This is a genomic window from Paenibacillus sp. JT22N15 (genome assembly GCF_059383755.1).
Genome location: NZ_JBXENV010000009.1, coordinates 52,088 through 74,809, shown reverse-complemented (window position 1 = coordinate 74,809; position 22,722 = coordinate 52,088). Strand labels below are relative to the sequence as shown.

Here is a 22,722-nt window from a genome sequence, read left to right as displayed (position 1 = left end):
GTCCTGCAAGCGTTAGCTTTTTAAACAACCTCTTCATACTGCTCCATTATTAAAAGTGAAATTTTTACAAACCTATAGTAAAATAGACTAGTTCTTTTTGTAACCAAGAAGTATATGGGGGTTAATTATTGAATAAAAGTCTAGCAGTAAAGTTGTGTTCTTGTTGTCTTATCATCCTGTCCATTTTGCTTAGCGCCTGCTCAATCAAGCAGGAAAATCCGCAAGAGCAGCGTCCCAGCGCAATCCCAATTGCCGAGCCTCTTATTAGTTCCACAATAAGCCCTACAGCTAGTACTTATCACCATTCTTTAAGCGACTACTCTGGCAGTTGGACAGATGCAGTATTTAATCAGTATCTCTGTAATAATTGCTTTAGTGGAATTGATATTTATAGTACAGACAGCGATACAGGCAGCTTGTCTTTCTATTTATATAATCCTGATCGTGTGATGGACTCGTCCACAGAAATCAAGCTTACAGACAATGAGGGCTCTTTTCTATTGGAAGATTATGCAGGAAAAGGAACCGGCACGATAAAGCTGGAACCTGATCGCGTTATTATAACTTTAAAAATGGATACCGATATAGAAGGCGTTCTAGAGGCCTATAGTGATGAGCGAACCTTTGTAAGAGACCCCTATAAAGGACTGACTTATCTGGACCCTCTCGCTCTAATGACAGACTACGTTAAAGACAAAGATGGGCTTAACCGCTTGAATTACATTTATGATAATTCAGCGGAATGGAATGAAGAACTGTATGGCACTGATGAGCTGAAGGTTATAGTCGGTTTAGATGACAAGGGAGAAATTACAAAACGATTCACGGTGAACAGATTGACGGGAAATATATTAGAGCTACCCTTTTTTTGAGTATGTCCCTTACAGGAAAAAAAAGAGCCCGCTCATTACTGAGCTGGCTCCAACTATAAATCATAAGTTATAAGTCATCTATTCCAGTATTTCATTCGAAAATGCCGCTTACAGCTCAATTACCGTATATTTAATTTCCTGCTCTGAATTTGGCGCCATCGCATGCAGCTCGTGATCCGGTGACTCCCAAATAGGCTTGACAGGCACTTTATAGCTTTGCAAGTTCTCATTTGTCCGCCGCACGGCGTAAGCCTCTGCCTTGCCTTCAACCATCATCTCTATTCTGTTGACGTTGTTCAAATCGACACCTTCGTTAATGGACATGCCCGCCAAATCAACGGTAGGAACCTTAATGGACCAGACGGATAACAATCCTGGCATAATTCGGGTACGACCATCACCTACTACGCCGCCTGCCTTAAAGCTGAGCTTCTCTCCATCAGGCTGAAGGTTCACTTCATATTGATACAAGCCTAAGCTGCTTTTATGAATAAAATCATGGCGCTTCGCTTCTCGGTCAAGGAAGGTAGAAGACCCGGAATGCGCAAAATCTACATGCACTTCCCCGTCCGTCTCACGCGCTCCAGGCAGCACAACCCGGCAGCCGCTCACCATCATATGTGCTTTTCCGGCGATTTTGCTCCGGATGAGAAGGTTGTCAAGCGATAGAGAGAATACAGCCGCGTCGCCTGCGCGCATCGCTGCAAACTGCTCTGGGAATGTCTCCTCCTTAAAAATAAATTTGATATTTTCAAACGGCTGAATAGCGCTATCCGAAGCATTAAGCATATTTTTCAGCTTGACGATTACATCGGCATGAATCCCGCTCAGCTCTGCGACATGGCTGTCTTTGATTTTTGGGAAACGCTCATTGCCCAATGTCATATAGCGGAATGCCTGATATTCCTGATAGAGGAAGTCAATCAAGGCAAGTCTAGCCTGACTGAAGCGTTCGAAAATATAAGTATGGAACAACGGCAAGCTAGCATCCATACCGTCTCCCAGGTTTTGGCGCAAACGATCGTCATTGGCTTGCAGCTCGATCAGCTCGGCCGCCAGCTTCTCATCCTCCAGAAAATAGGCGCTGTAGGCCGACGCCTTATTTTGATAATCCTCGACAACATTCAGGAATTCATAAAATACCGTGCGGTATTCCCCCGCTTTTTCGGGAACCTTGCTGTAAACCGGCTTCAGCAGCTCCTCAAATTCCTCCCTAGTCATCGTCATCAGCGTCGAACCATAACCGAACCGTTCTTGTGCCCTGTTCATCTGCTTCGTCAGGTCAACCAAGCCTCCGCCCTGCTCCCATAGCGCGCGGCCAGCAGCAGCGGTCTTCTTGACCGAATCCAGTGATTTGGATAGCTCCTTCTCCTTCTCCTTCTTTTCCTTTTTAATCGACTTATCGCTTTTGAAGGCTTCGTCAATGATAATCGTCTTGCCTTCAGACGTGAAATTGCTAATAGCCGATCGCAAAGCGCCGCCCACTTTGAGTGCTCCTACTACAGGAGCCACACCCGTAGCCAATGAAACGCCCGTGACAATTAAATCAACCGTTATTTTCAACGATTCCATGCGAAGCTCGTTTTTCAGTGCCTCGACAAAAGCGGTCGCTTTCTTTTGCAGCTCCTCACCTTTGCTTTGGACATCCTTCAGCATCGCATCGATATTATGCTTAAGCTCGTCTCTTTCTTTAATGAGCCATTCCCTGCGTTTAGTAATTTCTGCGGCTTTGTCCGCAGATTGAGACATGGCCTCCTTGATTACCCCGACCCGGCTGTCCTGATTGGCCTGCACGCTTAAATAATCTTTATATAAGTCCTCCGCTTGCTGGGCGGCCGTTATTAAGCTGCCGCCAAGCTCCAAATAGCGGTCGAACGGCATAAGCGGAACCCAGTTCCATGGATGCCCGAAATAATCAAGTCCTTGGCTGAGTTGGGCAATCAGAATGGCGGCTTTGTTTCGCAGGGCAAGCCATTGAAGCGAAACCTCCAGCATGCGGCTTTTGAATTCTTCAAACCGATGCGCCTCATCCTCATGCACCTCATGAAGCGCAGCGTAGCGAAGCTCTTCAAACCAATCTGCATCCGGCATTGTTTTAAGCATCCATTCGAGCAAAATCGCCGCTTCATTCAGACGCTCCTCGCTGGAGGCCAGATAAGCGATGCCGGCCTTATGCAGCGTAAGGCTTTTCTGTTCCAGAGACCCCATTAACCGCTGATCAAAGTAAAGCAGCTTGGGAGCATCCTGCCTATGGATCACTTCAAAGCTACCGAAGAAATCGGTATATTCAATAAGAGCAGGTTTACCCTCGCTATTAATTCCACAACGCCCCGGCCTGCCATCTGCTGCGGGAGCTTTAGAGTCGCCATTCTTGCCATTTGTTCCGTCTGTCCCGCTTTTCGCTCTGTTTGTCTCACTAATAATATAAATATAATTTTTGTCCATCCATGCCGGTGCAGGCTCTTTATCATAAAAACGGCCGCCTTTGCCGCCTGTTCCGCCGCTTGCTCCCTTGCCCGGCTTTGCCTGTTCACCGGCCCTGCCCGCCCGGCTCTCCATCTTAATGTAGTGCTCATTGGCCGATACTACGTATCCGACAATGATATCCCCTCCGTTGCCGCCATCTCCCGATTCTCCGGCATTTCCACCGTTTCCGCCATTGCCGCCGTCGGTGCCTGGCGTTGGATCGTCGGGAAAGAAAATGTTGAATTTGTAGTCTACTCCATCAATGCCGTTCGCGCCTTTGCCCCCGTCTCCGCCCTCCTGTCCACGCCCGCCTTGTCCGCCGTTAGCGATTAGCTTCAACTCGCCTTTCAGCTCAAAACGCTCCGCTGCCAAAGTAATAGCGCCGCCATTATAGCCGTTTGAACCACGTTCCCCATTTGCACCGGATAATCCCTTATCGCCCGGCTTGGCTCCCGCAACACCCGTTTTAGCACGATTTTCCGTAGTGAAATTGATATTAGCTGTTGGACCTGACGCATCGATAACAGCCTCTGCTTCTGAAGAGATAATACGCGCATTAATTGTTATATCTCTTCCCTTTGTTTCAAGCTTGCCTGCTAGACAAACGGTATCCGCATGAATGACATAATTGCATGTGGTATCCCTTAAATCCTCATATGTCAAAGTCAAATCAGCAGCTGTTAAATAAATCGTATTGCCCTTCTTACCTCGCTGAACATTCGAATACTTTAATTGATTAGCCAGCCACTCCTGCTCCATATTCTGCTGTGCAGGCCTATTGTCACCAACCATATTTTCTTTCGTTGGCATTCCCTTCGCCTCCCTGTATTTTCCTCATTAAATAGCGAAAAACCAGATTACTTCCATTCTTCTATCGGCTATATTCCTGTAAAAGCTTGTAAGCTTTCACTAAATTCATCATATCAAATCGTTCTGAACGGATATTGAACCATATTCTCCCTGTCAGCCATCTGCTGAAAGATAATACTTCAAACGCACCAGATGAAGGCGAGCATAAGCCGAAGAGGGAACTGCTATGATAACGCTTGTATCGAAGGCCATCACAGGATATAAAAAAACAAAACAGGCTGCCACGGGGCAGCCTGCTGTTTATCTTCTTTTTACTTTTTATGGTGTGAACAGCAAATTCAAATTATTGACGATTCCAGGTGTATAGCGCTCACCGCTGCCGCCTTCACCAAGCATGCCGTCGGCACCGTCGCCCCAAGCCCATAAGCTGCCATCAGCTTTTAGAGCATAAGTGGTATTGCTGCCGCCCCCGTTAATCACGAGGACATCAGATATACCATTGATGATCCCTGGCGTGTTTGTATCATTGGTATGGCCGAAACCTAACTTGCCGCTCTGGTTACTGCCCCAAGCAAATACATTTCCATCTTCATCCTGTGCAAAAGATTGATAATTCCCTGCACCAAGCAGCGTGATTTTGGGTAGATCTTCAAGTTCAACTGGAAGCAATTGATTAACATTCGTCCCATTGCCGACTTGGCCCATTTGGTTAAAGCCCCAAGCATATACGCTTCCGGTCACGCTTAAAGCAAGAGCGTGCTGGTTGCCCATCTTCATGGACACGATATTAGTTAGTCCCGATACTTGAACCGGAACATTGCTGCTTGTTGTCGTCCCGTTGCCAAGCTGTCCATTTGTATTGTCGCCCCAAGCCCATACGGTTCCGTCAGCTTTTAAAACGTAGGAGGAAGCGTATCTAGCTTGGATTTCGAGCACATGATCCAAGCCCGGTACTTGAACAAGCGGTGAATAATCTCCCCATGTCCATACCGTTCCATCACTTTTCAACACAAGTGAGTTCGTGCCGCCTTCTGCTGAAATAGCAATCGCATGATCAATTCCGTTCACTTTAACTGGCGTATTGCTTGAACCCCTGCCCCATTGCCATACGTCGCCTTTCGAGGTCAGAATCAGGGAATGGCCAAAGCCAGCTTGTACCGCAATAATATCGCTTGGCAAGTTAGGCACTGTAAATCGGTTAGGGGAAGCTGTCGTCGTCCCATCGCCAATTTGCGCATTCCAGTTAGCACCCCATGTGAGCACTTGGCCCATCGCGTCCAGCACTATAGCATGGTTCGATCCTAATGAGAAATGATTTTGCGGCAAAATAGCAATTTCATTCACTTCATACTCCAGTTCCTCAGAGTCCAGACTCGCCCCCCGCATGGAATCTGCTGCATGAGCGGTTATCGTATGTGTTCCCGATGCTAAAGCATTCAGTGCAAGCGTCAGAGTATCCGTTGTTGCCGTGCCTGAGGCCAAGATTGTCGTCCCATCTGTGTCGTAAACCGTTACCATGCTGCCAGCAGTCAGTTCGCCAATCGTAATCATTGGCAAGTGGTTCGAATACGAGCCGTCTACTGAAATGACAGGCTGCCCCATGACGCTTTCTTGACTTACCGCTTTCGCTGACTGCCCTGTTGTAGGAGCCGCTGTATTTTTCGGTGTCACTTCAAACGTCATATATTTGCCAGCATCTTCGCTGCCAAGCACATAAGTTAGGCTTGTCGCTCCATCAATTGCCGTATAATTAATGGTCTGTTCGTAGTCATCCGAGCGATACCACTGATAGGTTGTTCCCTCTTCTGCATCCCCATCGGTATCCCAATAGTAATAATCCCCTGTTAACGTTTGGCCTACTGCAGGTACACCTGTCACTTGAACTCCTTCTACGTATGGAGCAACCGGAGCGTTTTTCACTGCGCCCGTAATTGCACTTTTAACAGTATCTCCAATTGTTGGCTCTGCCGCATTCACAGGTGTAACTTCGAAGGTGATATAATACCCCGCATCTTCCTCGCTGAGCACATAGGTTGAGTCATTTGCTCCGTCAATTTGCGTATAGTTTGATCCATTCTCATCATCCGAACGATACCATTCGTAAGCTGTTCCATCTTCCAAGTCGCCATCTGCATCTTGGTAGGTGTAGTTGCCCGTTAGCGTTTCCCCAACAGTTGCTGTCCCGCTAATAAAAACATCAAACGCCGTTGGAGCCTGTGGCACTGGTGTTGGCGTTGGTTCCGGCGTTGCTGTTGCGCTTGGCTCCGGCGTTACCGTCGGTTCAGGCGTTGCCGTCGCGCTTGGCTCTGGCGTTGCTGTTGGTTCTGGTGTTGCAGTTGGCGTTGCGCTTGGCGTCGGCGTTGCTGTCGACGGCGCTGGTGTTGATGATCCCGTTGTTACAGTTGCTGTTGGAGCTGGAGTAGCTGGCGGATTTTCAAAAGTCGTACCCACTCCTCCAGTATTAATGGTAGCCAGTACAATTGTACCTTGGCCTAACATTTTCACAACCGTATCTAGGACAAGCGTGTTGACTCTGCTGCCTTGGCTGAGATTCACCGTCGAGCCAGTTGCCCCTGAGTTGACATTCAACTGCTGGACAGTACCTGTCGGCAGGTCAACCTGAATTTGCTGAGCGCTGACATTGACCGTGTTGAATGAGCCTTGCAGGGTTACTTTCGCACCTGCTGGCAGTACTGCATTTAAGTTTACATTGCCAAAGCCTGCTCCTGAGCCTGATTCTTGAATAATCGCAGGAGAGTTAACCATAACAAGCGCAATCGTTGTTGTGCCTTCCGACACGATACGCACAGTTCCTGTACCTGATTTTTTGTCGATCACAATATCAATAAGCACCGAGTCGTTAAAATGGATACTGTTCTCGCCGCCGCCTTGAACGGTTACGGTTCCCGTTACTTTGACGTTGTTCAAGAACGCATCGCCATTGCCGATGCCTTCGCCCAATAACAGATCGCCATTAATGACCATGTTTTTCAGCGTTACGCCAGCTGCGCTAACAACGACGTTCTTATTAACCGTCTCAACTCCAGCAGCTGGACCATAAGTTCCCGCCGCGTCATAAACGATCGCTTGCGACTCCATTGCACGGTTCAGCGTTACTACCGCTTCTGCGCGAGTAATAAAGGCTGCCGGTTTAAACGTATTATCTGCGCTGTAGCCCTTCATAATTTCCTTAGCTACAACTGCGCCAATCGCGCCCTTGCTCCAGCTGGCAAACTGCTTCGCATCTGCGAAGGCTGCTGCCGTAGTGCTGGCTGCCGGATTGATTTTCAGCAGACGGATGACAATGACCGCAGCCTCTTGACGGCTAATCGGCTTAAAGGCTCCGATTGTTCCATCCGCATAGCCTGAAATGTAGCCTGCTTTTACCGCCTTCGCGATATCTGCATAAGCCCAGTTTGTAGAAGGTACATCGCTAAACGTAATTTCCGTTTGCTCGGTAAAGCCGAATGCACGATTGACCAGTGTTATAAATTCAGCTCTTGTAATTTGATTTTCCGGCTTAAAGCTGCCGTCCTCATAACCCGTAATCAGCCCCTTGCTGATCCACTCCGAAACTTGGCTTTGTGCCCAATGCCCTTCAATATCCGCCGGAGCAGCTGCTGCCGTAGTGGCACCAAATGCCATGCCAAACGATGACAACAATAAACATGCTGCAACAGCTGACGATACGAGCTTTTTAACCAGTTTGTTTTTCACGATAGTCCTCCTAATGATTATTGCTTTTTATAGTTGGTTCTTTATTCCTACTAATTAAATAAGTATAGCCCTACTCAATGACAGCAAAATGACAAACTCCGACAAGGAGCATGAAACTCTGGAAGAAATACGGATCGTTTTTGTAGCAAGAGAAAAAGCAGCCTCCTCGGTTGAGGACAGCTGCTCCTATACTTCTTGATATATATTGATATAGCTTGACCCGTATGAGGTCTATCTTCTCATTAACTCAGCCACCAGCACCTTGATACTTGTTCGCACCATACATCCAGAACCTATAGCCTGCCCAATAACAAAGAGGGCCGACAAGTGGCACCATCCACATTGCCCACTGCGGTAAAAGCGTTGCATCATTAGATAAAAGGAATGCCGCTGGATAAAAACTAACAAAGGCGAGTGGTACAGCAACCGTAAGCAACAACTGAATAAACGTTCCGAATATCGGCAAAGGGTACGCAATAAAATCCTTTAATCTGAAAAATAGGGTAAACATAAAATTAGTTCTAATCCATATAAAAGAAACAGCACCGATAATGGTGAGGATTCCGGCATAAATCATAGCACCGCTGACAACGACTAGGATTAAGTAGATGTACTCGCTCAGCTTCCATTGCATATTCAGCTTCGAGATGGCCCAAATAAGTACAGAACCAGAGATTAAAATATGGGCGATGTACCCTAAGTTGAAGCCCCTGCTTACTAAGTATAAATAGGGATTTACAGGCTTTATAAGCAAAATATCAAACGTGCCCTGTTTAACCTGGCTTTCCAATTCACGCATCTGTACAAAAGAAAAGGATGCCCCTAGTGCATACGTAAAGAGACCGATGCTATACAAAAGGGCTATTTCCGGCCAAGTCCAACCAGCTATCGTGTTAAACCTTTGGATAAATAACCAGATTATAATATAGTCCCCGGCATATGCGATGATTTGAGCAAAAGCGGAAAGGATGAAATCAGCCCGATACTCCATTCTTTCTTTTAATAATAAACGAACTAGCTTGCCAAACAACTGCAGTGTCATGAATTTCCGCCTTCCTCTTTATCCGCCCTGCACAACTAAGCGACGCACGGCTCTAGTCCAAAGCCATTGAACGAGGACAAGTAATCCCACGATCCACCCTACCCCCATGGCAAGCACCTGCCATAGTTCAGTTTCCGTTATATTGCCTAGATATATGGCCGCCGGGACATAACCCATATATTGAAATGGCAGCATTTTCGCTACAGAAGCCCATGAAGGGGGGAAAAACCAAAGTGGCAAAAAAGAGCCAGAGAAGATAGTGATTAGGCCTCCCATCATCCAACTAAGAGCAAAATGATTCATAAACCAAAATGCTAGTAATGAGATTAGATAACCTAGAAGAAAAGAAATAATAAGAGCTAGCATCAGTGCCAATAAAAAAGCGAGAAAGTTTGTTAAGGTCGCAGGTGGGAGTATTCCGAAAAACAGCCCTGCTATAAGGAGAGACGGCGCAACAGTGAAGGCTAGTTGATAGAGGGAGTTGCCTAGCCCGTCAAAAAGCAAATATAACGGGTACGATAGCGGCTTGATTAATTCAGAGGCGATTCCACCCGATTTCAAGCTTCCATCCACTTTACTGCTTACCCCATTTAATAACAGGGCAAAAAGCAGTGTATTGATAATGCTGTATGTAATCATTTGTTCGGCCTTAATACCCGCTACACTGCCGCTACCAATAACGGCTCGCCAGATTTCAACCTGGATCAGGATCGTGACAAAGTTGCCCAGTAAACGGAGCCAAACTTCCGAACGGTAAGCTAACTGGTTAGAAAAAGCTTTCATTGCGAACATAAGATACATTCTCATTACTAACCCACCTTAACCAATTTGGCGTTTTAAATCGGCTTCAGCTAGTTGATGATATAGCTGCCGGATAACGGAATCGATATCCGCACTTTCAATTGAAGCGTCATCAACGGGATACTTCGCTGCAATTCGACTCACAAGATCAAATACGCTGGCATCACTTTTTGCAAAAGAATAGGTTCTTCTTAGCCCTTCCTCTTGAAGCAAGGTTATTCCCGGCATATCGATTAAACCTGGCTCTTCCCGAAAATCAATGACAACTTGGCGTTCATTACCTAGTCTGTTGCGGAGCTCTGCAACAGACCCGTCGTAAACGACGCTCCCCTTATTCACCACAATCATTCTCGGACATATTTCCTCTATATCTTTCATATCGTGTGTCGTTAAAACGATGGTTACTCTTTTATCACGATTTACCGTACGCAAAAACTGCCGGATTTGGTCCTTGGCGATCACATCGAGACCAATTGTAGGCTCGTCGAGAAAAAGAATTTTGGGTTCATGCAAGAGCGCCATTGCAATTTCAACGCGCATCCGCTGCCCTAGACTTAACTGTCTTACTGGCTTTTGAATAAAATCCTTGATGGATAGCAATTCCACGCAAAATTCCAGATTGTTCTCGAAAGTTGCCGCAGGTATCTTATAAATGTACTTATGCAGATCAAAGGAGTCCTTAACCGGAAGGTCCCACCATAGCTGACTTCGCTGCCCGAAGACCACTCCAATTTGCCGGGAGTTAACTTTACGCGCTTGATGAGGCACGCTTCCAAGTACTCGCAGTTCTCCAGCAGTAGGCACCAAAATTCCGGTCATCATCTTAATCATTGTTGATTTCCCCGCACCGTTAGGGCCCAAATAACCTACCGCTTCGCCTTCTTTAATGGAAAAGCTAAGATGACGAACGGCCATTTCTTCTATATACTCACGCGTAAATAAACTCCTAACGGAACCAATGAGCCCCGGGAATCTTCTATACTGTCGATAAGTTTTGGTGATATCATTTACAGAAATAATAGCCATACTACTATGACGCCCCCATTTTTCACTTAATGATCCCTAACCTCTACGACGGGCATACTGGTCCAAAAATCCTTATGATACGGCGGCGCCGTTTGCCAATGTGGAATTCTGCCCAGCAAATTATCTATGACCCCTATAAAATATCCAATATAGTCGCCACTTCCAAGGTTTTCATAAGGCAAATAAATAATCAAGTTTCCATTATCGTTTTGAAAATGAGAACAGCCTCGCAGGACATCTTCTTCTCTCACATGGGCAAATTTAGATCTTTCAACTGGCTGGAGCCTATTGTTTTCTTTACGAATAATGACTTGATGTGTGAAATAGTCTGGGCAATCCAGATCCGGATCGACCAGAAAAATCATTATTTCCTGATTTTCAGTAAGGTTATTTAAAGTTGGTTCGGAAAGGTTCAAACGGAGTACAAGGCGGTTTGCCTCATATTCAAAGTTATAGCGCAGATCAAATTTATCATCGTTTACTAACAACTTCCGCCACTGCTTATCGTTTGTTTTTATGGGCCCGCAATAATTGATATTATGATCGCTAAACGCTGCTTTTTTACTCATTAAAGCGATCATTTTCTTACGCTGCTCACCATCAAGAAACAATCTCTCTGTTATGCTGATATCCCATTCATAAAATGATTGATTATGATTTAAAGCTTCGTCTGCTCTTATATAATCTAGAAATGAAAGATCGACGCCGGCAAATATCTCTTTAATTTGCTTTATAACTAGAGCAAACTCTCTGTTCAATTCATACTTAGCTATCCATTTATTTACGTTATCCCAATTTACCATTTGCTCATATTTTTTAAAAAACATGACTATATCCATATAGTTTTTAAGTGCTGGAATTCGCTCATCGAAGCCCTCGGCATCATTGAATGCATTTTCAAGCAAGGCGATACAGCTATGCTCGAGATCTAAGGTTTTCACATTTTCATTGCCCTGAATATTCATATATTGCGTGGATTCCAGAAAGGAAGTAATCTCTTTAATGGATTGATGCAGATGCCTTCCCGTCTCAAGTACAACGTATCTTCCAGAATGGGTATGTTTCCAGTATTCGAAAAATTCATGGCTATCTGGAGCTTTCAATATTGGCTTATCCAAATAAAAGAAATCGTTTGGGTCCTTCCTGTCTATGTGATACGTGTTTTTATTTCCTATGGCACTATGAAAGCCGCATACACGCAGCAACTCATTAATTTGATCCATCTCATGTTCATTAATGAGCAAATCTATATCCCGAGAATCCCTCTTATAAGCATCCTCATATATGAGGATGGATAAGGCAATTCCCTTGTTTAAAACAATATTTATATTCATTTCTTTTGCTTTATTAAATAATAATTTAATTTCTTGTATTCTCTCATCAATAATTTCCACATGGTTTTGGTATAGGGTTTCACACGATTTTTTTAAGCTATCCGGCAGGACAGGAGATATATTTTGATAGGTTAAGGCAAAAATTTTATGCTGCTGCAGCAAATTCATTAAAATGGACCAATCCACATCCTGAAAACCATCAGCCGTTAATGGATGATTATTTATTACACTTTTTGACACTTCCAATAATGCCGCTTGCTCTCTCGTCAATTTCATAAATCCTCCATCATATTAATGCGTTTTCAAGGGTTAGAAGCTTATCTTTAAACTTTTTCACATTGCCAAAAGCCTTTCTCATCTTTAAATCTTCTGGATTTATCACCCTTGAATAAGGCAATATGGCCCTGCTTCTAACAATTAAGGAGAGCGTCATTTTATTGCTTGGAATGACTCGATGGAAGCTGCCCGCTTCAAAAAAATAAGTATCGCCCTCTACTACCTTAGAGCTGCGGGTTAATTCAACCTCTACTTTATCCATCTCAAGTTCCGTGACATTATATTCCTCATGGGTATATTCACCGCATAACATGATAACTGCAAAATTAAACCTATGGTCATGTATGCTTTCAAAAGGCCATTTATTTTGCGGCCAGTAATGCAAGCGACCACGAATTCCCGAATTTTCGCCGGTCCACAGTACATATTTTTCAAATCCCAAAGGATGAATTTCCATGAGTGACGCTAAATTACCTAATTGATCTTCAGATTCTTGACGCAATTCTGAAAGCCATTCTGTAACTTTCTGTAGATTCACCTGTTCCTTTAGCAAGCCGCACATCAGCTCTAATTCCTTTTTGCTTTCTAAGGTAAATGTACGATCTATAACTTCAACAAATTTATTTAATACCATACGAATATCCTCCCTTTGTGCTCATAATCGTTTCTAAATGTAATATAATTTCAGAATGAATAGCTTGGGGGTCTCTTTCCCCATCCATGATTAAGGCATCTTCAGGCAATACCGTTCGAAAAGCTTCCCTTACATTAATAAAGATAGACGGGTCTTTTTCTTCATATTTTAGGTGCCCATCCCGGGCCTGTATTCTCTTAATGGTTATTTCGGGCTTAATATCTAAAAAAACAGTTAAATCTGGTTTGCGTATGGAGCCATAAAGATTTTTAATATCATTGATATCCATTCCCCGAACTTTAAAATAGGCATATGAACTGTAAATATATCGATCAGATATAATGTTAACGCCCGACTCCAAGCGCTGCTCCAAATCATACATATGGGTTATTCGATCAGCAGCAGACAGCATCGCAATGACTCTCATGTCAGGGGCATGTCCATCATCAAGATAGGATCGTACCCTCGGATCATTTCTATATTGATCAGTTGGCTGCTTGGTGTTGTATAATTGCACATTATTAAGCTCAAACCATTTGGTAAGCATTCCGATTTGTGTAGTCTTCCCTGCTCCATCCAACCCGCACATTGCAATTAAAAGTCCACTCAAAATGTCATTCCTCCATTAATGTCTATTGAAGCTCCCCATATATATGAGGAGTGGTCTCCGAGTAGGAAAGCAATTACATTAGCGACCTCCTCAGGTTTGCCAATGGTGTTTGACAGCGTTTTTTTTCGATGATAGTCACGGCGCTCTGAGGATTGCACCTTGGACATGTCCGTATCTATAATTCCCGGCAGTATGGAGTTAACTCTTATTCCCTTCGGAGCCAATGAAAGACTAAGACTTCTTGAAAGCCCAAGAAGTGCCGCCTTCGATGATGCATATGCAGGGTCTCGACTTCCAACTTTAGCAGCTGTACTTGAGGTGCAAATAATACTGCTTAAAGAATCACAGCCTTGTTCTAGCAATAATTGCACGATAATAAATAAAGAAGTTACATTTACAGCGTGAACCTTCTGCCATAATGATAAATCGTATTGCGATAGACTGAGGTTCGGATATATTCCAGCCAAATGAACAATACCCGTTATATTTTTCAAATCATCTTTATATAAGTCGAATGCTTTCCTTATTTGATGCTCGTCACTTAGATCGCACTGTATAGGAATGTCCACCGCTGCACAGCTAGTCTTCAAATCCATACCGATGACCTGAACGTCCCGCTCCTTTAACTGCCTGATTAGCTCTGAAGCTATGCCTCCTCCAGAACCCGTTATTAAAATTTTGTCCAATATATCACCCTTATACATTCATTTTCATTCTATCTCTTAATAAATCTTGCTCAGGCTCTTTCGATTTATTGCTCAAGTATTTCAGAACCTTCTGATCCGTCCCGTCATAAACTAAAGCAAATCTATCAACGACATGAATACCTGCGTTACGTGTAGCCTCATATTTCTTTTTATTATTTCCTATAAGCCTAACTTGAGTTATGTTAAAATGATTGAGTATGGCGATAGAAGCTCTGTAATTTCTAGCATCCTCCATCCCCGTCCCCAATTGGGAATACGACTCAACCGTATCAAGCCCTTCATCCATCATATTGTAAGAAAGAAGCTTCGTGGCCAGGCCAAAACCTCGTCCTTCATGGGAGGCATGATAGGTAATAATCCCTTGTCCCTCTGCACTAATTAACTCCATAGCCTTGTCCAGCTGCCATTTACAGTCACATCGAGTGCAATTAAACACTTCGCTTGTTATACAAGCCGAATTAAAACGACATAATACTGGACCTTCCCAATCTACTCCATTGCGTTTTACTACTGCTAAGTGTTCAACGGCTTCTGAAGGCGCTTGCAAAAGATCTGTCATACTAAAACGATATAAGTCCATCGTTCCAAAGATCGTATGAATCTTTCCTTTAACCACATGATTGATTACTATATTACTGACCACGATACTTCACCCCTTCTATTTAAATATTTCCAACAATTAGATATAAATAGTATAGAACGTAAAAGATGTCAATCGATACCTTTACAATCGGTTAATTTTTCATGCGGTTATTAGTGATCACTTATTTAGAATGTCCCATGGAGTATTGTGATAAAAAAAATAAAGGGCTTCATCTCCGCTTCCGAGATAAAGCCCTTCTATTTGAGTTTCATAATAATATTTCATAATAAAATGTATTAAACATCTAAAAAATTAATTACTAAGCCGTACCTCGTTGATTTTTTCTTTAGACTCTCTAGCAGCCTTCGCAATAAATTCATATAGAATAGCTTCTGTTTTCTTCTCTTCCTTTGCACCGTTATAGATGATGCCTCTGGATGAGGAAACCAAGGCACCTAATCCTTTTGCATCAAAAAATGGCTTTAAATCATTAGCCGTTCCGCCTTGTGCGCCGAATCCCGGAACTAGAAAAATAGAGCTTGGCAATACTTTCCGCACCTTCTCAGCTTCCATTGGGTAGGTTGCCCCAACAACGGCGCCAATAAAGGAGTAATTATTTTCCCCCAATGTTTGCTGCGCCAGTTTGTTGATATCATCAGCCATTTTAATATAAAGCAATTCTCCGTTTTCCAGCTTAACATCTTGTACTTCATGTGAAGAGGGATTAGAGGTTTTCACTAGTAAAAATAAACCTTTACCGTTTCTTCCAGCTTCCTCGATGAAAGGGAGGTAACCATCGCTGCCCAGAAAGGGGTTAACGGTAACCATGTCTCCTGCAAGAGAGCCATTCCCAAGGAATGCCTTTGCATATGCACTTGAAGTAGAGCCTATGTCTCCACGTTTTGCATCATTGATGACGATTAAATTTTTTGATTTGGCGTAGGCAATCGTTTTCTCTAATGCATGAATTCCCTCGCTGCCATAAACCTCATAATAAGCCAGCTGTGGCTTTACAGCTACTGCATGCTCGGCTACTGCATCAATTACAATTCGATTATAATGATAAATGGCTTCACTAGCTTGTTGGTTGCTAATCTCATCGTTATCCACTAAAAAATCCGGGAAGTATTGTAAATCGGGATCTAACCCTACGACTAATACAGAGTTTTTATGTAGGATCTCTTCAATAAGCACATCAGCGAAATTCTTCATATTCTATGCTCCTCTTATAAGTAATCCGTTAGATTTGGCCGGCTCAGTGATTTATTGTATCACACAATGAATACACTGTCTTCCAAATCTATACAAAAATTCATCTATATCTTTATATATCCTCTTTGTGCTCTACTTTCAGTAAGTATTCAGTTCCCGCAGCAGCTGCTCATAGAGTACGGTTATCTCAAGCGATGGACCGACACCCATCTCATGATGCAGCATGTCTACAAATTTCATGTATTGCTGGACTAACGCTTCTTTGTTTTTCTGGAGAGCGTGGGCGCGCATCAGCAGCTTTATGGTCTCTTCATCCAGCTCGTTTATAGCAGACTGCTTAGCGAGCAGTCGAATTGCTGTTGCTGTATCTCCTCTAAGCAGCAAGGCGCTGCACAGCCTCTGGGAGAGAGCGATATACATTTGCGAGAACCGTTCGATCTCGCTCCATGCCCACGGATAGGCGCGATCTCCAAACAAATCCCCGACATAAAGCTGCTCCAGCTCAAGCGCCCGCCCGATATTCTCGTCAAGAACGAGTGCCATTTGCTTGCAGCCCTCTTCAAAGCTGAACATATCGAAGCGCGCCTCATTCAAATTCAGGCCATAATGAATACCGTCGGAGTGCAGGCTGCCCTTAAGTCCATTAGCTTCAAGAAGCTTGCGCAGCTGGTAAGCAGTTGTGTTTAAATAGCTTTCCGCATTTTTTCGGGGCATGCCGCCAAAAATATCCTCAATCAGCCGCGCCCTTGAAACGAGACGGCCTTTTTGCAGCGATAAATAGGCGAATAGCTCGGCGCTTTTGCTCGTCTTCCATTTTATAATTTCATCACGGGCACTGCGGATTTCCATTCTACCGAGACAATTGAACAGCACTTTGGTCGGGGCAGCCTTCTGTTCCTCCGCCGGCATAGCGGGAGTACCTTCGGATAACGCTTTGAGAATAGTCTGTCTAAGCCTTTCCTGTACGACGGGCTTTACCATATAGTCGTAAGCGTAGACGCCGAACGCAGGCAGCGCATATTCCTTATGCGAGGTTACAAACACCAGCTTCGTCTGCCTGCCCTGCTCCCGTAACCGCTGAGCAAACTCCAGCCCGCTCTCCTTCGGCATGCTAATGTCCATAAAGATCATATCAATCTCCTGCTGTTGCAAAAAAGCGAAGGCTGCAGCCGTCTCCTGAAAGCTGCCCATGATCTCGACTTCGTCGATTTTGCCCAGCATTCTGCTCATAATCAGGTGCATCGCCAGTTCGTCATCGATGATGATGACCTTCATCCTGTCCCTCTCCTTTCTGACTGTTCATGGGGGTAAGCTGGTGCTAATGGAGGTAGAGGCAATGAAAAATAAAATGTACTCCCCTGTTGGGGCGCCGTGTCGAACCAAATCTCGCCCCCGTTCAAGTGGACGAATTCCCGGCATAAAGTAAGGCCTAATCCTACGCCGCGCTCGCCCGCGGTTCCTATGGAAGGCACAGGATAAGCATCCTGCTGCAATAGTGAATCCACCTGCTCCGTTGGCACTCCCGCGCCTGTATCGCTGACCGATACGACCATTTTGCCCTCCACAAGCTCTGCTTTTAAACGAATGCTGCCTCCGTAATCCGTAAACTTAATCGCATTGGACAGCAAATTGCGAATAATGAGATCAAGCATTTCCTTATCGGCAAAAATAAACGTTTCCTGTGGAATCTCGGAAATAATACGGATGCTTTTGCTTTCACTGCGTACCTGCAAGAGACGCGCATTCAGCTGTACCGTCTGGGCAAGATCCCGCACCACCGGATTAAACACCATCCCGCCCCGCTGGCTGCGAAACCATTCGAGCAAGCTTTCTACGAGAGCAAACGTCTTCTGAATTTGCTGGCCCATCTCCTGAACGATTTCATCGTGCTTGCCCCCGTAGTCCAGCAGCTCATCCTCCATTAGCTCCATCAGATTCAGCGATACCGCAAGCGGATCACGGATATCATGGGCTACTACGCTGAACATTTTATCCTTGAACGTATTGAGCTCCTGGAGCTGTTTTGCATTTTCCTGCAGCCGTTCCTCGTTGCGGACGCTTTCGGTTACATCGCTTAACAATAGGATCTGGCCAGCGGGTCTGAGCCGATTATCAAGAATAAAGGAGAGATGAAGATTATAAAACCGTTCATCACCCTCCCGAGCAAGCCGCACTTTAGGAGCAATAGTGGGGCCTCGAGCTATTTTCTCAAGTAGAGTGGGATATTGTGCGAATATGTAAGCGGCCGGCTGCCCAATCCAGCTATTGTGAAGGCCTGTTATCACTTTTTTGGCAGATTCATTAAAGCTCGTGAGCGTATGATCCAGATCGAAGATCATTACGGCATCCTGCATGGAGGCAAATACCTTTTGCAGTGCCAGAGGTGCCAATCGCAGCATATTAAACTGGTAAATGCCCCACATGTAAAATATGCCGGAGACTAGAAAACCAAATGGAGAAATATCATACGGCATGTTAAGAATGCCGCTTAAATAAACGAGAGTGAAGCCGTATGGACCCCACGAGCCAATAAACATAAGCGCAATTTGTTTTTTCATCCGCGAAGCCGATTTAAAGAACATTTGAATCAAGAGGATCATGCCAATGACAAAAAAAGAATAAGCGTATGCGACATGAAGCTTGTAGAAAGGCCCTTTTTCCAAAACAACCAGCGGAAAGCCTTCTGAACGATCTAAAGTCATGCTTGTATAAAAGAGGTGATGCCACTCATTCGTATGGTGGGCTAGAAAATTAATGAAGGGAATAAAGAGAAGAAGAATGACGAGTTTTTTGGTGACAAGTGCCTGTCGTCCGGTATACTGCAATACCATAATGAACCACAATATCGTGCCAAATGGAATACCGATGTATTCAATATGCAGCCAAAACCGGATATCCTCCAAAGAATTGCTGACGATTTCAAAGGCGTAGCCGAAAGTATAAAAAGTACCCGTCAACATTCCTAATCCATAGCTAATGGCAATGGGAAGCTCTCTTCTTTTGAAGCAAAGATAGCAGATGATTAGGGAACAGCAAGTGACTGCCAAGAGCATGGCGGATAAATATAAGTTGTTATGCATGGCTGAGTGCCCCCGTAGCAGATTATTCTTTTATGATGCCTTTCATATCTTATCAGAAGACTAGGAAAAAAAATATAAAAAAGAACCAGTCCGCGAACGGACCAGCCTATGAATGGACTGGATTTCCTAATATGGCGAAAAACAGGGCCATTTCAGCAGAAAAGCAGCCCCTTGAGCAGGGACTGCTTTCTTCTTTTGATAAATGGTTTATTGCCTTATTTGCTTTGCAGCGCCAAAATATTCAGCAATACCGTTACCGCTTCCGCTCTTGTTGTATAGGCTTGAGGCGCGAATTGATTATCGCCTTTCCCTTGTACAATGCCGGCTTGCTTCGCATAAGCCACGCCGCTTTTCGCCCATGCTGGGATGTCCTTATCATCTGCAAAACCAGTTGCCGCATTCTCATCAGCAGGAATACCTGCTGCGTTTGCCAGCATAGCTGTCATTTCCGCTCGCGTAATTTGAGCATTCGGATGGAATGCGCCATCAGCGTAGCCTTTCGTAATGCCAGCTTGTACCGCTTGCGCAATTGCTTTTTGCGCCCATGCACCAATTGTCGCCGTGTCAGTGAAGGTAAGTGCCGCGCCTTCTTCTTCCGGCTTCAACGTGTTCATCAGCATTACTGCAAACTCCGCACGCGTTACTGTTGCATTCGGCTTAAAGCTGCCGTCCGGATATCCGCTGACAATGCCTGCGCCAATTGCTTTCTTGATATTTGCTTCTGCCCAGTGGCCGAAAATATCATTGAATTCCTGAGCTGGATTTATAGGATCGACAATAGGTTGAGCTACAGCCATAACCGCATATTTAGTGAAATGGTCGACCGCTACCGTAATCTGGTTGCCGCTAACCGTTCCACCGACTTCTACCCATGTTTTCTTCACTTCGTCAAAATAGAACACAGAAGCCTTCTGGTTGCTCTTCAGACTTGCTTTGTTGAAAGTAAACGTCAATGTAACAGGATTGCTGAAGTTTTCCGTGAAATTTTTCAAAATTTCAAAGACGGAGCTAGCCAGTGTTTCCTTATTTGTGAGCAGGCCTTGTACATTTTGCAATTTGGTAATGGAGATGATTAATTCTTTCGCTGTCGCATTAGCTGGAATCGAGACGATGACTTCGCTATTCAAGCTTACCTCGCCCGCTTTGCCAACTGGAAGCGTCAGATTACCATTCGTTGAGATAACTTTGTCCGTGCTAGGCACAGTCGTCGAACCGCCGCCACCAACAGCGCCACCGCCGCCAGTTGAGGCTGAAATCGTGTAGCTTGCGCTCATCACTTCGCTATTTGCTTTGCCGTTGGCAACAGCGATAGCTTTAATCGTCAGCGCGCTGCTCACGACAATCGGTCCACTGTACAAGGTGCTGCTTGTGGTTGGGTTGCTGCCATTCGTCGTGTAGTAAATAGCCGCGCCAGCTGTCGAGCTGCTCAGCGTCACGTTTGTACCCGCTGCAACGGCTCCACTCGCCGGATTTGCCACAGGGGCAGCCGTCGTTGTGCTTGTCGTTACCACTACATTGGTGGATGAAATCTGGTCAGCTTGTCCAACGTTAATCTCATACGTTCCGACCACTTCATTAGCACCAAGGGTAATGGTGTCGCTGTATGTGCCATTGCTAACCTTGGCCACATTAAAATATAGAATGCTGCGGTCAGGACGGTACACTTTAATAATGACCTCGGACAGGTCTGAGGTTCCTGTGATATTAATTTGGCTGCCAGGATGGATGCTGCCTGTCACCGGATTGACCGAGACAGCAGCCCATAAGGAGATGGGAAACAGCGATAGGCATAGACCAATGATTAGAGTTAAGCTCCATGTACGTATTCTCACTTCAGACATACCTCTTTTCTATTCAATTAAGCGTAAACGGCTAAAGCTGTCCTCTCGCGGCTAAGCTAATGTTTCGAGGGTGAAATATAAGCCCACTATCAATCCCAGTTGCGCCATTCTTGGTAACGCTGCTCAAACTCTGTCGTATCCACTTCTGTTACAAGATTATAGCCTAGGTTGCTAGGATCGGCATTGTCTCCTGTAATGAGAAAAGCACGGACCGAGTAGTTCGGATTTGTTGCCGCATCCGCTAAATTGAAATGTGCGCGATTTGTCTGATAGCCATTCAGCCTGTCAGTCGTAACAGAAACGGTATCCACTGGCACATCGCCGTTCATAAGCTGAAAAATAACGGTTGCTTGATCATTATAACTATTGTTAGTGATGTTTCTTACGAATTTGACGGATGCGGTTAGTCCGCCGCTCGCCCTATCAATAAGAGGCTCGCTCATATAGTAGGAATGCTCGGATTGATGAAGAGTAGTTTCGTACACCCCATCTATCGTATCATAGGTCTTCACAACGATTTTATTTTCACCTTCTGACAGCACGCTGGCTTGCAGCACAATTTCGCCGTCAATTTGACCAAAGACCCCAGGTGTATAAGTATAGCTTTCGCTTGACACAGTCACTCCATTTACTTCAATAGAGTCCGGCGCCCATTGTGCAGTTGGAGGATTAACGGAAATCGTTAAGGCTTTTCCAGTAAAATAGTAATCTTCATTATTATTTAGATATGGCTGGCGAAATGTCACAACCGAAACAGGCATTGTTGTTCTTATTTTATCCCCTGTCAGATTGTCTGCGGCATCAAAGCTTATAGTAGCCGTACCTGTGCTAACCCCATTAATATAAAAATACCAACCATTTGGACTTGCAGAAGCTATAGCGGTATCAGAGCTTATGAAGTTGCTAAGCGTTACTCCATTGGGTGTATCGTAAAAATTGGCACCCTGCAAAAATTGATTATAACCAGCTTGTATTCCAGGGAAAACATAGTTCCGATCGACCATAGGAGCCACCGTACCAACATGATTAGCTCCAACCGCTAGCGAAGTGTAGCCTACAACCTCTCCGCTTTGAGCATCTACTTCAACGATAGAAAGGATATCGCCAGCAGCAGCCGGTACAAAAGGATTATAGTTCAGGTTATAACTATAAGCACCCGCAATCGTGCTGAACGATGTCCCTGTTTCAGGCACCACCTCTGCACTTGCCTTTCCATAGGTCGACCATACAACTGTACTATTCGAATTAAAAAGGCCCGTCACTTTCACTTTACCTTGTGTAACGATTCCTCTGTTTGTCTCCAAGGCAACTGTACTGAGATTCGGGCTCACCGAAACCGGAGTTGGAGCAGCCAAAGCCGTGCTTGGCAGAACAGACAGCGCTACGACTAGCGCCAACATCATAGACAACACGGTGAAGCTAGATTTCCCTTGCGCTTTTACTTTAAACCAACCTTTTAACATGAATCTTTCACTCCCCTGTACATTCTCGTATTCGGCATGTCTTTCAATGAGCAACCTTCCTGCCCACTATTCCAGCTAAGTATAATCCACCCCAATGACAGCAAAATGACAAACTCCGACAAAAGACCTCCTCTAATTGACCCATTTCAAATCTCTCGTCCCCCCTTTTATCCTAGGCGCCAGATTTTTATGAACAAAATATGAATAAGTAGAAACTTTTACCCTTCTTGCTTCGTCTTATTATCGAT

General features: G+C 44.7%; 16 protein-coding genes. 1 reads left to right on the top strand and 15 read right to left on the bottom strand.

The window, feature by feature from the left end; translation table 11 throughout:
- The first annotated feature begins 128 nt into the window (after nt 1–128).
- Nucleotides 129–872: a hypothetical protein gene (locus tag AC50X8_RS18610; protein WP_494861333.1), complete on the top strand. Its 744-nt coding sequence runs from the start codon at nt 129–131 to the stop codon at nt 870–872.
- A 108-nt stretch (nt 873–980) separates the two neighbouring features.
- Here the strand turns inward: AC50X8_RS18610 and AC50X8_RS18605 are convergent, their stop codons facing one another.
- The 15 genes from AC50X8_RS18605 to AC50X8_RS18535 all read right to left on the bottom strand — a co-directional run bounded on the left by AC50X8_RS18605 (nt 981) and on the right by AC50X8_RS18535 (nt 22,474).
- The gene (locus tag AC50X8_RS18605; RefSeq protein WP_056036333.1) at nt 981–4,148 is read right to left on the bottom strand and encodes a hypothetical protein; all 3,168 of its coding nucleotides are present in this window, start codon (nt 4,146–4,148) and stop codon (nt 981–983) included.
- Nucleotides 4,149–4,466: 318 nt separating this feature from the next.
- Nucleotides 4,467–7,865, bottom strand: a complete 3,399-nt coding sequence (locus tag AC50X8_RS18600) for an RCC1 domain-containing protein (protein ID WP_494880835.1) — start codon at nt 7,863–7,865, stop codon at nt 4,467–4,469.
- 247 nt (nt 7,866–8,112) lie between these two features.
- Nucleotides 8,113–8,907, bottom strand: a complete 795-nt coding sequence (locus tag AC50X8_RS18595; RefSeq protein WP_494880833.1) for an ABC transporter permease — start codon at nt 8,905–8,907, stop codon at nt 8,113–8,115.
- A gap of 18 nt (nt 8,908–8,925) precedes the next feature.
- On the bottom strand, nt 8,926–9,714 hold the full coding sequence (locus tag AC50X8_RS18590) for an ABC transporter permease (RefSeq protein WP_494880831.1): 789 nt from the start codon (nt 9,712–9,714) through the stop codon (nt 8,926–8,928).
- A 12-nt stretch (nt 9,715–9,726) separates the two neighbouring features.
- Nucleotides 9,727–10,734, bottom strand: coding sequence for an ABC transporter ATP-binding protein (locus AC50X8_RS18585; protein ID WP_494880828.1), 1,008 nt, complete (start codon nt 10,732–10,734; stop codon nt 9,727–9,729).
- A 26-nt stretch (nt 10,735–10,760) separates the two neighbouring features.
- Complete coding sequence (locus AC50X8_RS18580; protein ID WP_494880825.1) at nt 10,761–12,344, bottom strand: nucleotidyltransferase family protein; 1,584 nt, start codon at nt 12,342–12,344, stop codon at nt 10,761–10,763.
- A 10-nt stretch (nt 12,345–12,354) separates the two neighbouring features.
- Nucleotides 12,355–12,978, bottom strand: a complete 624-nt coding sequence (locus AC50X8_RS18575) for a hypothetical protein (RefSeq protein ID WP_494880823.1) — start codon at nt 12,976–12,978, stop codon at nt 12,355–12,357.
- A complete protein-coding gene (gene tmk / locus AC50X8_RS18570; protein WP_056036321.1) occupies nt 12,965–13,588 on the bottom strand; it encodes a dTMP kinase in 624 nt (207 codons plus the stop codon). The genes AC50X8_RS18575 and tmk overlap by 14 nt, the downstream gene beginning before the upstream one ends.
- Nucleotides 13,585–14,292: an SDR family NAD(P)-dependent oxidoreductase gene (locus AC50X8_RS18565; RefSeq protein ID WP_056036318.1), complete on the bottom strand. Its 708-nt coding sequence runs from the start codon at nt 14,290–14,292 to the stop codon at nt 13,585–13,587. Before AC50X8_RS18565 ends, tmk begins: the two co-directional genes overlap by 4 nt.
- Entirely contained in the window at nt 14,285–14,938 is a 654-nt protein-coding gene (locus AC50X8_RS18560; protein ID WP_494880819.1) for a GTP cyclohydrolase II, read from the bottom strand. Before AC50X8_RS18560 ends, AC50X8_RS18565 begins: the two co-directional genes overlap by 8 nt.
- A 252-nt stretch (nt 14,939–15,190) precedes the next feature.
- Nucleotides 15,191–16,090: an orotidine-5'-phosphate decarboxylase gene (gene pyrF, locus AC50X8_RS18555; protein ID WP_056036314.1), complete on the bottom strand. Its 900-nt coding sequence runs from the start codon at nt 16,088–16,090 to the stop codon at nt 15,191–15,193.
- 138 nt (nt 16,091–16,228) lie between these two features.
- Nucleotides 16,229–17,365: a response regulator gene (locus AC50X8_RS18550; protein WP_056036313.1), complete on the bottom strand. Its 1,137-nt coding sequence runs from the start codon at nt 17,363–17,365 to the stop codon at nt 16,229–16,231.
- On the bottom strand, nt 17,362–19,143 hold the full coding sequence (locus tag AC50X8_RS18545) for a sensor histidine kinase (RefSeq protein ID WP_494881092.1): 1,782 nt from the start codon (nt 19,141–19,143) through the stop codon (nt 17,362–17,364). Before AC50X8_RS18545 ends, AC50X8_RS18550 begins: the two co-directional genes overlap by 4 nt.
- 242 nt (nt 19,144–19,385) lie before the next feature.
- Nucleotides 19,386–21,002 carry an S-layer homology domain-containing protein gene (locus AC50X8_RS18540; protein WP_494861347.1) on the bottom strand — a complete coding sequence of 539 codons (1,617 nt, stop codon included), beginning with the start codon at nt 21,000–21,002 and terminating at the stop codon, nt 19,386–19,388.
- 98 nt (nt 21,003–21,100) lie between these two features.
- A complete protein-coding gene (locus AC50X8_RS18535; RefSeq protein WP_494880816.1) occupies nt 21,101–22,474 on the bottom strand; it encodes a hemoblobin-interacting domain-containing protein in 1,374 nt (457 codons plus the stop codon).
- Nucleotides 22,475–22,722 lie beyond the last annotated feature (248 nt).